This window comes from Aromatoleum tolulyticum (assembly GCF_900156155.1).
Lineage (GTDB): Bacteria > Pseudomonadota > Gammaproteobacteria > Burkholderiales > Rhodocyclaceae > Aromatoleum > Aromatoleum tolulyticum.
Genome location: NZ_FTMD01000001.1, coordinates 458,361 through 470,886, shown reverse-complemented (window position 1 = coordinate 470,886; position 12,526 = coordinate 458,361). Strand labels below are relative to the sequence as shown.

At 66.4% G+C, this 12,526-nt stretch carries 16 protein-coding genes; 15 read left to right on the top strand and 1 reads right to left on the bottom strand.

What is annotated here, in order from left to right:
- Window positions 1-64 precede the first annotated feature (64 nt).
- The 10 genes from BW991_RS02165 (at window position 65) to BW991_RS02120 (ending at window position 9,117) form a co-directional block, all read left to right on the top strand.
- Window positions 65-1,030 (top strand): thiamine pyrophosphate-dependent dehydrogenase E1 component subunit alpha, encoded by a 966-nt coding sequence (locus BW991_RS02165; protein WP_076600439.1) that lies wholly within the window; start codon window positions 65-67, stop codon window positions 1,028-1,030.
- A gap of 10 nt (window positions 1,031-1,040) precedes the next feature.
- Window positions 1,041-2,012: an alpha-ketoacid dehydrogenase subunit beta gene (locus tag BW991_RS02160; RefSeq protein WP_076600438.1), complete on the top strand. Its 972-nt coding sequence runs from the start codon at window positions 1,041-1,043 to the stop codon at window positions 2,010-2,012.
- Window positions 2,013-2,179: 167 nt separating this feature from the next.
- Entirely contained in the window at window positions 2,180-2,710 is a 531-nt protein-coding gene (locus tag BW991_RS02155) for a superoxide dismutase family protein (protein ID WP_076600437.1), read from the top strand.
- A gap of 735 nt (window positions 2,711-3,445) precedes the next feature.
- Window positions 3,446-4,177, top strand: a complete 732-nt coding sequence (locus tag BW991_RS02150) for a hypothetical protein (RefSeq protein ID WP_076600436.1) — start codon at window positions 3,446-3,448, stop codon at window positions 4,175-4,177.
- Between the two features lie 121 nt (window positions 4,178-4,298).
- On the top strand, window positions 4,299-4,514 hold the full coding sequence (locus tag BW991_RS02145) for an AlpA family transcriptional regulator (protein ID WP_061959016.1): 216 nt from the start codon (window positions 4,299-4,301) through the stop codon (window positions 4,512-4,514).
- 41 nt (window positions 4,515-4,555) lie between these two features.
- Window positions 4,556-5,434, top strand: a complete 879-nt coding sequence (locus BW991_RS02140) for a ParA family protein (protein ID WP_076600435.1) — start codon at window positions 4,556-4,558, stop codon at window positions 5,432-5,434.
- Entirely contained in the window at window positions 5,418-5,675 is a 258-nt protein-coding gene (locus tag BW991_RS02135; protein ID WP_076600434.1) for a hypothetical protein, read from the top strand. The genes BW991_RS02140 and BW991_RS02135 overlap by 17 nt, the downstream gene beginning before the upstream one ends.
- On the top strand, window positions 5,668-7,356 hold the full coding sequence (locus tag BW991_RS02130; RefSeq protein WP_076600433.1) for a ParB family protein: 1,689 nt from the start codon (window positions 5,668-5,670) through the stop codon (window positions 7,354-7,356). Before BW991_RS02135 ends, BW991_RS02130 begins: the two co-directional genes overlap by 8 nt.
- Window positions 7,357-7,371: 15 nt before the next feature.
- The gene (locus BW991_RS02125) at window positions 7,372-7,932 is read left to right on the top strand and encodes a DUF2857 domain-containing protein (protein ID WP_076600432.1); all 561 of its coding nucleotides are present in this window, start codon (window positions 7,372-7,374) and stop codon (window positions 7,930-7,932) included.
- Window positions 7,933-7,935: 3 nt separating this feature from the next.
- Window positions 7,936-9,117, top strand: coding sequence for an STY4528 family pathogenicity island replication protein (locus BW991_RS02120; RefSeq protein WP_076600431.1), 1,182 nt, complete (start codon window positions 7,936-7,938; stop codon window positions 9,115-9,117).
- A gap of 66 nt (window positions 9,118-9,183) precedes the next feature.
- Here the strand turns inward: BW991_RS02120 and BW991_RS02115 are convergent, their stop codons facing one another.
- On the bottom strand, window positions 9,184-9,453 hold the full coding sequence (locus BW991_RS02115) for a helix-turn-helix domain-containing protein (RefSeq protein ID WP_076600535.1): 270 nt from the start codon (window positions 9,451-9,453) through the stop codon (window positions 9,184-9,186).
- 55 nt (window positions 9,454-9,508) lie between these two features.
- Between BW991_RS02115 and BW991_RS02110 the strand changes: the two genes are divergently transcribed.
- The 5 genes from BW991_RS02110 to BW991_RS02090 all read left to right on the top strand — a co-directional run bounded on the left by BW991_RS02110 (window position 9,509) and on the right by BW991_RS02090 (window position 12,484).
- Complete coding sequence (locus BW991_RS02110) at window positions 9,509-10,396, top strand: sensor histidine kinase (protein WP_076600430.1); 888 nt, start codon at window positions 9,509-9,511, stop codon at window positions 10,394-10,396.
- The gene (locus BW991_RS02105; protein WP_076600429.1) at window positions 10,380-10,673 is read left to right on the top strand and encodes a hypothetical protein; all 294 of its coding nucleotides are present in this window, start codon (window positions 10,380-10,382) and stop codon (window positions 10,671-10,673) included. Before BW991_RS02110 ends, BW991_RS02105 begins: the two co-directional genes overlap by 17 nt.
- 121 nt (window positions 10,674-10,794) lie before the next feature.
- A complete protein-coding gene (locus tag BW991_RS02100) occupies window positions 10,795-11,559 on the top strand; it encodes a PFL_4669 family integrating conjugative element protein (protein WP_076600428.1) in 765 nt (254 codons plus the stop codon).
- Window positions 11,556-12,104, top strand: coding sequence for a DUF3158 family protein (locus BW991_RS02095; protein ID WP_076600427.1), 549 nt, complete (start codon window positions 11,556-11,558; stop codon window positions 12,102-12,104). Before BW991_RS02100 ends, BW991_RS02095 begins: the two co-directional genes overlap by 4 nt.
- The gene (locus BW991_RS02090; RefSeq protein WP_076600426.1) at window positions 12,101-12,484 is read left to right on the top strand and encodes a single-stranded DNA-binding protein; all 384 of its coding nucleotides are present in this window, start codon (window positions 12,101-12,103) and stop codon (window positions 12,482-12,484) included. The genes BW991_RS02095 and BW991_RS02090 overlap by 4 nt, the downstream gene beginning before the upstream one ends.
- Window positions 12,485-12,526: the final 42 nt, after the last annotated feature.

Here is a 12,526-nt window from a genome sequence, read left to right as displayed (position 1 = left end):
AGAGTGTCCTCACGCGGTGCCCCGGCCCTTTCGGGGCAGGCCGCCCGACATCAGGAGGCGACACATGCAACACAGCGAACAAGCCCCGTCCCCGCTCGCGCTGCTGGAGACGATGATGCTGATCCGCGCCTACGAGGAGGCCCTCGTCGGCATCGCGGCCGGCGGCAATGCCCCCGGCACCTGCACCTCGGTCGGCCAGGAGGCCGCCGCCGCGGGCGTCGTGCGCGCGCTCACCCCGCGCGACCGCATCCTCACCAACCACCGCAGCGCGGGGCACCTGCTCGCGCGCGGCGCCGATCCCGGGCGCATGATCGCCGAGGTGCTCGGCAAGCGCACCGGCTACTGCAAGGGCAAGAGCGGCTCGCTGCACATCTCCGCGGCCGAGCTGGGCGCCGTGCTCACCTCGACCATCGTCGGCGGCGAACTCTCGCTCGCGCCGGGGGTGGCGCTCGCACGCACGATGACGCCCGGCGACGACGGCATCGTCGCGACCTTCTTCGGCGACGGCGCGGCCTGCGAGGGCGTGTTCCACGAATCGCTGAACCTCGCCGTGGTGTGGAAGCTGCCCATCCTCTACGTGTGCGAGAACAACGAATGGCAGGCCTTCGTGCATCGGCGCGAGACCATGCCGATGGTGCACGTGCGCGACTGGGCCGCGGCGCACGGGCTGGTCGCCGAGACCGTGGACGGCAACGACGCCGAGGCCGTGCATGCGGCGGCCGCGCGCCTCGCCGCCCGCATCCGCGCGACCGGCGAGCCCGCCTTCCTCGAGACGCTGACCTACCGCACGCGCGGCCACTACGAGCCCGACGACCAGTTCTACGTCGACCCCGCCGAGCTCGCCGCGTGGCAGGCGCGCGACCCGATCGAGCTGCTCGCCAACCGTCTGCGCGCCGACGGCCGTCTCGACGACGCGCGCCTCGCGCAGATCCGCGCGCGCGTCGCCGCGGTCATCGACGAGGCCGTCGCCTTCGCGAACGCCTCGCCCTATCCCGAAACCGCCGAACTCTTCACCGACGTCTATGCGTAAGGAGACCGCCATGCCCGTGATCACCGTCAATGATGCGATCTCCCAGGCGATCGCCGAGGAAATGCGCCGCGACCCGTCCGTGCTGATGTTCGGCGAAGGCGTCGCCACCAAGCGCCGCGAGCTCGTCGCCGAATTCGGCGCGGCGCGCGTGCGCAACACCCCGCTCGCCGAAGGCATCATCGCCGGCACCGCGGTCGGGGCCGCCGCGAGCGGCCTGCGCCCGATCGTCGACCTGCTGTTCGCGCCCTTCCTGTGCTTCGCGATGGACGAGATCGTCAACAGCGCCGGCAAGCTGCGCTACATGTCGGGCGGCCAGTTCAAGTTCCCGATGGTCGTGCTGGCGATGAGTGGCGCCGGCTGGACGGTCGGCGCGCAGCACAACCACAACGTCGAGGCCTGGTTCGTGCACAGCCCCGGCCTCAAGGTCGTGATGCCGTCCTCCGCGGCCGACTTCAAGGGCCTGCTGAAGGCCGCGATCCGCGACGACAACCCGGTGCTGTTCTTCATGGATCTCGCGCTCGGCTACCAGTCCGGCGAGGTGCCGGCCGGCGAGCACCTCGTCCCGCTCGGGCGCGCCGCGACGCTGCGCGAAGGGCGCGACGTGACCCTCGTGAGCTACGCCAAGACCGTGCATTACTGCGTCGCCGCAGCCGAAACGCTGGCCGGGCAGGGCATCTCCGCCGAGGTCATCGACCTGCGTTCGCTCAAGCCCCTCGACGAGGCCGCGATTCTCGCCTCGGCGCGCCGCACCGGGCGCGTCGTCGTCGTGCATGAGGCGAGCCGCCTGTGCGGCGTCGGCGCCGAAGTCGCCGCCCTCGTCGCCGAACACGCCTTCGACGCGCTGCAGGCGCCGGTGCGCCGCCTCACCGGCCCGGACACCCCCGCACCCTCGTCGTGGCCGCTCGAACAGGCCTTCGTGCCGCAGGCCGACGCGATCGTCGCCGCGGCGCGCGAACTCGTCGGTGCGCGCGCATATGCCTGAGGCCGCCGGCGGGAGAAAGCCGCCCGCTACCCGCAGAACCCCGGTGCGACGGTCGCGCCGGGCGGCGTGAACCTATTCCTTTCGCTGTATCGATGGTCCATGATGAACTAAGGCCGGCCGCAATGCCGGCCGCACGACGTCCTCCATTCGAGAAAGGATAGAAGAACATGAAATCCCGCTCCCTCATCCCGACACTGCCAGCAACCCTCCTCATCGCCGCGTGCAGCAACCTCGGCCTCGGCGGGCCGATCACCGCCGAGGCGCCCCTTGCCCCGACCACGGGCAATACGGCGTCGGGCATGGTGAAATTCACCGAGATCGACGGCGGCGTGGTCATCGACGCCAGCGTGACGGGCCTCGCGCCCGGCAAGCACGGCTTCCACATCCACGACAAGGGCGACTGCTCCGCCCCCGACGCCACCAGCGCCGGCGGCCATTTCAACCCGACCGGCAAGCCGCACGGCGACCCGGCAAAAGGCGATCACCACCTCGGCGACATGCCGATGCTGGTCGCCGATGCGAACGGCAACGCGAGGTTCGGCGCGACCCTCGAGGGCCTGACGATCAGCGGCAAGGGCAACGGCAACATCGTCGGCCGCGGCGTGATCGTGCACGCCGCCCCGGACGATTTCACCACCCAGCCGACCGGCAACTCCGGCGCGCGCGTCGCGTGCGGCGTGATCGCGCGCCTGAAGTAAGCGAAGCGCGGGCCGGAAATGACGAAGGGCCCGGCAATTACCGGGCCCTTCTTGGGGAATCTGGAGCGGGCGAAGGGAATCGAATCCGACCCCCAAGTTGTTGAGTCTTAATCGATTCTTCCAAACCTAAACCAGTCACTGGACTGGCTCATGGACTAGTTTACCCTGCCAGTCGGAAAGCAGGCAACGCCTTCGCTCCAAGGCGAGCCATCCTCAGCCATGGACAGCCAGCGCACGGGGTGGCCTTCCTGGCCCACGTTGAACGCTCGTACCCTTCTGCGGCGCGATTCCTTTTTAGCCTATCAGCATACCGACCAGGTCTGACCCAGGGCGCTTTTGCCTGAAATTGGGTGGTGTGAGGCATCGCATTGCCGGATATCTCAAAGTCATAGATCGCCGCGAGATCAGTCCATTCCCAGCCGGTCTTGCCGGCGCTTCGCGCGATCATGATCCTCGCATGCGCGGCAACAGAGGCGCAGCCCCCATCTTGCTGACGCCGGAGCGACCTGCGTGCGATCACCGGCCATTCGTCAAGGCCCTGAGTGGGCTACCCCGGGGTAGCTCGCGTGTAACGCCGACATTGAGCCTGAATGGGAGGCGACTCGCGATGAGGCTCGATCCCTCCGCGCAGGGCTGCGCAGCGCCATCGTACCGCTTACGGGTTTTCAAAGCACTGGCCTCGACCGGGACAGGCAGGAGTCCTTGATGGGGTAGCAGTTACAGGGAGGCAACTACATGCAAGGGAGTTCGCTTTCGGAGGTGTATTACCGACCCATCGATGCGGCCATCCGATGGGCCGGGTTGTTCCGGTTCAGGGATGACATTCTCGCGGCCGTCAAGTCAAGAAGCCTGCCGGTAACGCTGGATTGCCCGCGCTGCAACGAGCTTCGTCTTTATACCGATCGCATCTACGATGCCATCTTCCACGGTGAACTGCCCTACGGACTGAACGGCATTACGATCAATGACGAGTCCCTGTGGGACTCACCCGATCTGACCGTTCGCCACGTCGACCTCAAGCGCTGGATGCTTCGGACCTATCCAGAGCAACGGCCGACCTTCCTTTTCTCCCGCCACGAGAGGATCACCCATCCGGTAATCACGCTGGAGACCGGTCATGCGCTCTTGGTGGAACGGGAAGCGCTGAAGTCCCAGCTGGAGCAGTGTCGCCATCAGTTGCATCAGCTCCAAGAGCAGCAGAAGAAGCAAGGGGCCCCGAATCTCAACTGCACCCCGTGCCCCCTCAGTGATCGTGCCGAGATCACCTATCTGAACATCATCGGCACGATGTTGGCCTTGATGCTCGGACGAACACCTTCCGGGGCTCCATACTCCAGTTTCAACAGCCAGGACGCGATCATCAGCGCCCTGATCGCCCATCACGGCAACCTCATGGGCGTCACCGAGCGTACGCTGCAGGCCAAGTTCGCCCAGGCCCGCCGCAGGTTGCAGGCAGCGAACCATTGAAGAGCGTCAAGCCCCAATCTGCGGTCGCGGAAACCGCATTTGCGGTGTTCTTTCCCACGGGGTTCCTGTCAATTACGGGTCACGCCAAACAAGCGCCAGTAAGCGCTAAGGAGTGCCCCTCATGTCGGACAAGCCACTTCCGCAGCCTGCGGGCGAACACCGCATCCTGCGCCGCGAGGAAGTCGAAGCCAAGACCGGTTTCAAGCGCGCCCACATCTACAGCCTGATGAAGGCGGGCAAGTTTCCGAAAGCCATGCGTTTGGGAATACGTGCGGTCGGCTGGGACTCGCTCGAAATCGAGCAATGGATCGCCGAGCGCCGCAGTGAGCGCATCTGATCCTCGTTCAGCTCTCCAACAATGAAACGAGGAGTCTGACGATGCTGGTCATCTCGATCATCTCCACCAAGGGCGGTGTGGGCAAGACGACAACGGCGGCCAACCTGGGTGGCCTTGCCGCCGACGCAGGGCTGCGCGTGCTGCTGCTCGATCTGGATGTGCAGCCCACGCTGTCGAGCTACTTCGCGCTGGACGCACGTGCGCCCGCTGGCATCTATGAGTTGCTGGCGTTCAACGAGCGTCGCATCGATCAACTGGTGTCGCGCACCGCCATCGCCGGGCTGGACCTGGTGCTGTCGAACGACGACCGCGGAGAACTGAACACACTGCTGCTGCATGCGCCGGACGGACGCCTGCGGCTCCGACACCTGCTGCCGGTGCTGGCACCGTTCTATGACCTGCTGCTGATCGACACCCAGGGCGCTCGCAGCGTGCTGCTAGAAATGGCGGTGCTGGCCTCGAACCTGGCGCTGTCGCCGGTGACGCCGGAGATCCTGGCCGCACGCGAGCTGCGGCGCGGCACGCTGCAACTGATCGAGGACATCGGGCCGTATCGGCACCTCGGCATCGAGCCTCCGCCGCTGCACCTGCTCATCAATCGGGTGCACCCGGTGTCGTCGAATGCCCGGCTGATTCAGCAGACGCTGCGGCAGATGTTCCAAGGAACGACGGGCGTGCAGGTGCTGGACACCGACGTGCCAGCCATCGAGGCCTATCCGCGCGCGGCGACGCGCGGCCTCCCGGTGCACCAGGTGGAGTGCCGACAGCCCGCCGGTCGTGTCGCGCCTTCGGCGCTGATGACGATGCGCGCCCTGGCCGGCGAGCTGTTTCCGCAGTGGCGGGAACGCTTTGCGCGGGTGTCCGGCCGATGCGTTGCGAAAGGCCCGGCAGGGAGCGAGGGCAATGACGAACGCGCATGACCTGGCCCGCGGCCACAAGCGGCTGCGGGCGCTGATCGACTTCGCCCTGGGTGAAGGTTGGCACGTGGTGCGCACACCGGGCGGTCACCTGAAGTTCACCAAGCCGGGCTGCGCGTCGGTCTACACCAGCTCGACGGCGAGCGACCACCGCGCCGGGCTCAATGCCCGTGCGCAGCTTCGCCGTTCCGACCGGCAGGCGCCCATCGGCGGGATACCGCCCCAGGACAACGGCCGTGGTTGAGCTGACCCCGCAGGACATGGCCGCCAAGCTGATGGCCTCCGGCTTCGAGCGCGGCGGTCCGACGGCCAAGGCCTTGAGCGACCCAATCGCCGACACACCGATGGTGGTGACGCTGGATCAATTGCGCCCTTACGACCATGACCCGCGCGTGACCCGCAACCCGGCCTACGAGGAGATCAAGGCGTCGATCCGTGAGCGCGGGCTGGATGCCCCACCCGCGATCACACGCCGGCCCGGAGGGGCCCACTACATCATCCGCAACGGCGGCAACACGCGCCTGGCGATCCTGCGTGATCTGTGGAGCGAGACCAAGGAAGAGCGGTTTTTCCGCATTGCCTGCCTGTTCCGGCCATGGCCGCAGCGCGGCGAGATCGTGGCGCTCACCGGCCACTTGGCCGAGAACGAACTGCGTGGCGGGCTCACCTTCATCGAGCGGGCACTGGGCATCGAGAAGGCACGCGGCCTTTACGAGCAGGAGAACGGCGGGCAGGCGCTGTCGCAGTCCGAACTGGCTCGGCGCCTAACGGCCGACGGCTACCCGGTGCAGCAGTCGCACATCAGCCGCATGCAGGACGCAGTGCGCTACCTGCTGCCGGCGATTCCGACGGTGCTGTACCGCGGGCTGGGCCGGCATCAGGTCGAACGGCTCGCGGTGCTGCGCAAGGCTTGCGAGCGCGCTTGGGAACGGCGTGCGCTGGGCCATCAACCCGCCGTGGACTTCGCCTCGCTGTTCCAAGATGTGCTGTCGCAGTTCGACACGCAGCCGGATGGCTTCTCGCTCCAGCGGGTGCAGGACGAGCTGGTGGGCCAGATGGTCGAGCTGCTGGAAGCGGACTACGACACGCTGAGCCTGGAGATCGACGACAGCGAAATTCGGCAGCGGGCGTTGACCAGCGAGCCCCAGCCGATGAGCCCGGCGGCACCCATCATGCCTGCGGCGCCGCGGCCTGCATCACCACCTCCGGCGGGGATGCAGGTCGGCGCATCGGCTGCACCCGCTGCCGAGCTTCCCCCCACACAGAACGCTGTAGCACCCGTGGCTGGCAGTGGGCAAGGTGAGGGGGAAGACACCGCTCCAGTACTGGCAAGCCGCGATGCGGAGCGCCTGCAAGGGCACATCGTGTCTCCAGCACCAACCACCGAACGCCTGCAATCCATTCAGCGCCTGGTAGCCGACCAGTTGGGCGACAAGCTGCCCGACTTTGAGACCAATGCCTTGCGCGCGATTCCCGTGCAGGTCGGCGGGCTCTACCCCATCTCGGATGTCTGGTACATCGAGCCCGGATTGGACGCGCCTGACCGGCTCCGCGTGCATATCGCGCAGTTCGCTCGTGAGATCGCCGAGGAAGCGGCGGTAGCGGGGCAAATCGAGCCCAGTGAGAGCGGCATCGGTTTCATTTGTGTAACTTCGACCATTGCCCAGGTGAAAGCGCTACCGGCCTTTGCCCGTGCGATGCTGACTCTGCTGGATGCGCTGAGCGCGGCGCCGGCACCCGCGACGGGGCTGGATCGTGCGCGACTGACCGACGACCTGGCGCCGCTGCTGCACGGCAGTGGCGGAACATCCATGCGCATGAGCGACGCCGGCCTGGTGAAGCTGTTCCGGCTGCTGCGCCTGGCGCGCCGGCTGCTGGACTTGGAAAGCGGTGCGGCTTCAGCCGACCCGGGCCGCGATTCCTGAGCGCTGGAGGCAACCATGTCGTCACCCCATCCGCTCAACCAGGCCGTCATCGCACAAGCCCTGCACGATCTGCGCAACGGCCAGTTGCGCCGCTGCAAGGCGATGGGTTTCGGCGAAGAGGAGCTGGACGCGCTCAAGCATCCGGCGCTGGTCAGCGTCCTGGTCAACGCCACGGTGTCGTGGTGTTCGGTCTCGGTCAACCGCGAGGTACTGAAGCGACTGCTGACGCAGGTGCATGACGTGGAGCAGGAAATCGCCACGGTGGACCGCATGCTGCGCCTGGGCGCGAGCACGGAGATGGTGAGCCGGTTCTACGGCCTCACCCATCAGGAGGTCGCCCTGCGGCGCGACATCCTCGGGCTGCCCAAGCGCAAGGGCCGGCACCCGGTGCTGGACGAGGCGCAGGAAACCACCCTGTGGGAGCACTGGAAAGCCGGAGTCACCGAGCGCCATATCGCGCTGGACGACGAGTTGGCCATGTTGGGCCTGACCATGGACCTGGCCGAGACCCTGACGCTTCCGATGTCGGTGGTCTGGGCGGCGATACGGAACTGGATCGACCAGGGGCTGGTGTAGGCCATGGCGACGGGCGGCGCACCACGGCGCGATGGTCCCATGGCGCTGTCGGCGCTGTTCGACGACGCGCTGCAGAACCTGGCGATGGCGCAAGGCACGGCGCCGGCCGGCGACGGGTTCCTGTACAGCGGCAATCGCCATGAAAGCGTGCCGCGTGCACTGTTCCTCGACCGGCGCCTGACGCCGCTGGAGCGCAACGCCTGGCAGGTCTTCCGCCTCCAGCTCAACGACGACGGCGTGACGGCCTTTCCGACCTATGAACAGCTTCGGCCTTACCTGGCCTCGATGCCGTGCGGGGCGCGGGCCTCGCACGAGACCGTCGCGCGCGCCCTGACGCTGCTGCGCCTGACGCGCTGGCTCAGCCTAGTGCGCCGCCGCCGCGACCCCAAGACCGGCCGCATCCTGGGCAACCTCTATGTCCTGCACGACGAACCGCTGACGCCCTTCGAGGCGATGCAGCTCGACCCCGACTATCTGGGTCTGGTGAGCCAGGCACTTACCCATGCAGCCAAGGCGGTGCAAATCGTCGGCATGCACACGCTGAAGGAGATTGCCGAGGACCCGCTGCTCAGCGGCCGCACGCTGCCGACGCGCTTGCAGGTGCTGTCCCAGCACATGGCCCGGCATGGGTGGACGACGACGAGTTATCCACAGGAGGGTGTCGACCACGAATCCGAAGAAGGCAAAGATAGCTTGCTTCGGAATGCAGAACGCCCGTCTTCGGAATCCGAAGCGGGGCCGAAGCCCGCGCCGGATGGCTCTCTTCGGAATCCGAAGGAGGACCGTACCGTACGTAAGGATCGTATTGATGAAGTACGTACAGTACCGCGCGCGAGGACGGTGCAGAACCTGCGACTGCCCGAGCGATTCCTGCGCTTGAAGGAAGAGCAGCAGGCAGGGGCGATGATCGCTTTGCAGCAGGTGGAAGAGACCCAGCGGCAGGCGGTGCTCGACGAGTGGGCAGCGCGGTGCCGCAGCAGCGCGGTGCGCAACCCGGCCGGCTATCTGTTCGGCATCATCCAGAAGGCGATCCGTGGAGAGTTCAAGGCGTGGGCAGGTCAGTCCGGCCGAGAGCATGGTCCACCGACGCCCCTATCCCCTGGGGATAGCGCTTCCGCGCCTGCCACCCGCGAAGTTGCCCTGCGGCACATCGCCGACCTGCGGGAAAAGCTGCGATTGCGGTGACTGCGGGGGCGCGGTCCGGCCGGAATCAGAATGTGCTACAGGCAAGATGGGGATCGGGGCGGGCGCTCAGCGCAAGCATTGCCGAAGATCACGGGCCTTGACGCTGTCCTGGTAGATGGACACGAAGGTCGCGACATCGATACCCAGAATGCCGGCGATGTCGACGAACTCAGTGAAGTCGAGACGCCGCTCCCCTCGTTCGTACTTGGAGATGAAGCTCTGGGGCCGGCCGAGGGCCTTGGCAACCTGTACCTGGGTAAGCCCGGCGACTTCCCGCGCCTCGATCATCATCGTTCGGAAGAGCTCGTATTGGGGGCGGTGCAGCGAATTGACCATCCCCATACCTTAATAACCCATTGTGGGATATCCCGAATCGGGATCTCCTGATGACATGCATCCGGATCGCGTATCGACGCTGGAGGAACGGACTTCCGACGAGGGGGACTCTCGCCCCTGCCCAGTAGCGGGCGGCGAGGTGCCGCCCGGCGTGGCCGGCGACCGGGGCGGTCGGCTGGCGGCGATCGAGGCCGAGTTTCGGGCCGCGAAGGAGCGCGCGCTGGCTGAAGCAGAGCACCTGCGCCAGCTCAAGGCAGAATTCGTGAACAACATGCATCACGAATTGCGCACGCCCCTGTACGGCATCCTCGGCATGGCCACCGTCGGGATGCGTGCCAATGATGTTGAGAAATCCCGGCACGCCTGTCGGCGCATTCTGGAAGCAGGCCGCCGCTTGGCCGAGCTGGTGGAGAACGTCCTCGACTTTGCCCAGTTCGAGGCAGGCCACGGCCTTGTCAGGCCGGTGCCAACGGCACTCCGGAAGCCCCTGGAAGCGGTTGCGCGGCGTGCACTGGCGAGCGCGACGGCCAAGGGGCTGGGCTTCGAGCATCGGCATGAAGGCCCCCAGCCGGCCTACTGCGTGATCGACGGCCATCGACTGGAGGGTATCCTGGACCACCTCCTGGACAATGCCGTGAAATTCACCGATGAAGGGAGGGTCACCCTGGTTTCGGGGCGGGACGGCGACCAGCTGGTCTTCGTGGTGGCCGATACCGGCATCGGGATGGGTATCGACCACGTCCGACAGCTCTTCCGCCCCTTCGAACAGGCGAACGGGAGTGCCTCGCGCCGCTTCGGCGGAATGGGACTCGGATTGGCCTTGACGGAGCGGGTGGGGCGGCTGATGGGCGGAACGATTCGGGTGGAGTCGACGCCAGGGCAGGGAAGCCGCTTCGAGGTACGGTTGCCGTATGTCGAAGCGGCGGATGCTGATCTTGAGTGAATGCCTGCTGCGCTTCTGGCGCGGCCTTGAGATCTTCAACACCCCGACTGCCCCTTCCGCCCGGGATGCCAACGACCAAACGAAGGTCGCCACGCTGCGGCGCGTTGCGGCCGCGCGGAATCGGCGTACCGGGCAGGATGCAGCGTTTGCGTTCGCGGACGATCAGGAGTCGATCCTGCAGGCATTGCGGATCGCAGCCGTCGGCGGGCAACGCCGGGCCATCTTCTGCATTGTCCATCTCGATCTCGGCCAACGCCTGCCTATCCCCAGGGGATAGCCGGCACACACAGCCTTCCGCGTCGGGCAAACCGGGCGGACGTTGGATGCGGTTTGTTGACTGACAGCCTTCCGGCTGGTGCCGATGCTGGCGACTCGTTCATTCATCGCGAGTCGTCTCCATGGCCAACGAACCCCTGCAACTGAATCTCGGATCGCTGCGCAGCGCGATGTCGCTGACGCTGCACACCCATCACGCATCGCGCATCTGGCATGGCCGCGCGCCGGCCGAGGGTCGTCCTGGCATCATCGGCCTCAACGGCTACATCAGCGTGATGAACAAGATGAAGCGCGGTGCCGAGCAGGATGACCCCTACTCGGACTGGTGGATGCTGCGCATCGAAGACAAGCTCACGCAGACCAAGACCAGCCTACAGGCGTTGCGCGAACAGGTGGACCAAGCACTGGCTGATGTGCCGCCCGCGCTGTCCCTGGGCGAGAACATGAACGTGCAGCCAGTGAAGCTGCCGCTGTTCGTCAATGCGCAGCTTGGCTTCATGGCGGTGTACCTGCTGGCCGACTACGACGACCTCGCACGCAAGCTGATCCTGGCCCATCACACGGCACTGATCGACCGCAGCACGCTGGAGCGCTGGCTCAACGACGGTGCGCATGCACTGCGCAGCCTGTTCTCCCTGGCGCAGCAGTACCGCTACTCAGGTGCGACGCGCGACGACTTTGCGGCGAAGAACGCCGTGGCGCGGGCGGCGCTGGAGAAGTTCGGCGAGCTGCCGCAGGACATTTTCGAAGGCACGCGCCGTTCGCGCTTTGCGCCACCCATCGCACGGAGGGGAAGCCGGCCCGAGTCACCGGTCGCTGATGCTTTGGAGTCAGGCATTGGCGCAGGCGACTCCGCGAGACAAGACGATGAGGGCGTCAACGCATGACGGCACCTTCTTCTTCCGGCCACCCAGCGCGCTTCATTCCGCTGGGACAGACGGACTTCCAGCGGCTGGAACATGCAGGCTACCTAAAAGGCCTTTTACAGCCCTTTAAGGGTAAGGGGAGTCTGGAGACCTGGGCCAGCCAGTGCATGGCGCTGCGCGACGGGTTGATCGCCCTGGCACAACGGCAGGTGTTGCCCCAGGCGCGGGCCTACCCCTTCAACCTGCTCGATGTGCAACTGGCCCAGCAGACGACTGGCGCAGGGACGACCTTTCTGCGCTGGCGCAACCTCGACCGCTCGGCCATGGGCGTGGCCTTGTGGGAGTCGCTGCTCGATCGCCCCGCGACACCGGCCTCGCTGATCGACGACCTGTATGCGATGGAACTGCAGCGCATCGCGCTGAACATGCAGATCAGTCTGACCCACAGCATCACCCGCCTCGCCCTGGAATGCGCCAGCAGGGTGGACCGGGCCGAGGCAACCTATCTGCGGCGTGTCCACGGGCATGTCGCGTCCGTTCCCACCACTCCCAAGGAGTCACCATGAGCACGCACTTCGTCGGCGAGGGCAACATCGGTTCCGCGCCGGAGTACCGCGAATTCCCCAACGGCAACGACGAGCCGAGGCGGCTGCTGCGGCTGAACGTCTATTTCGACAATCCCATCCCGAAGAAGGATGGCGAGTACGAGGACCGCGGCGGCTTCTGGGCGCCCGTGGAGCTGTGGCATCGCGATGCCGAGCACTGGCAGTCGCTGTACCAGAAGGGCATGCGCGTACTGGTCGAAGGTCGCACCGTGCGCGATGAATGGGAGGACGCGGACGAGAACGAGCGCGTCACTTTCAAGATCGAGGCCCGGCGCGTCGGCATCCTGCCTTATCGCATCGAGGCGGTGACGCTCGGCGCCAAGCCTGCCGGGGGCCAGTGACCAAGCATCGCGGGCGGCTGTAGCAACCGTCAGACGCCCGCC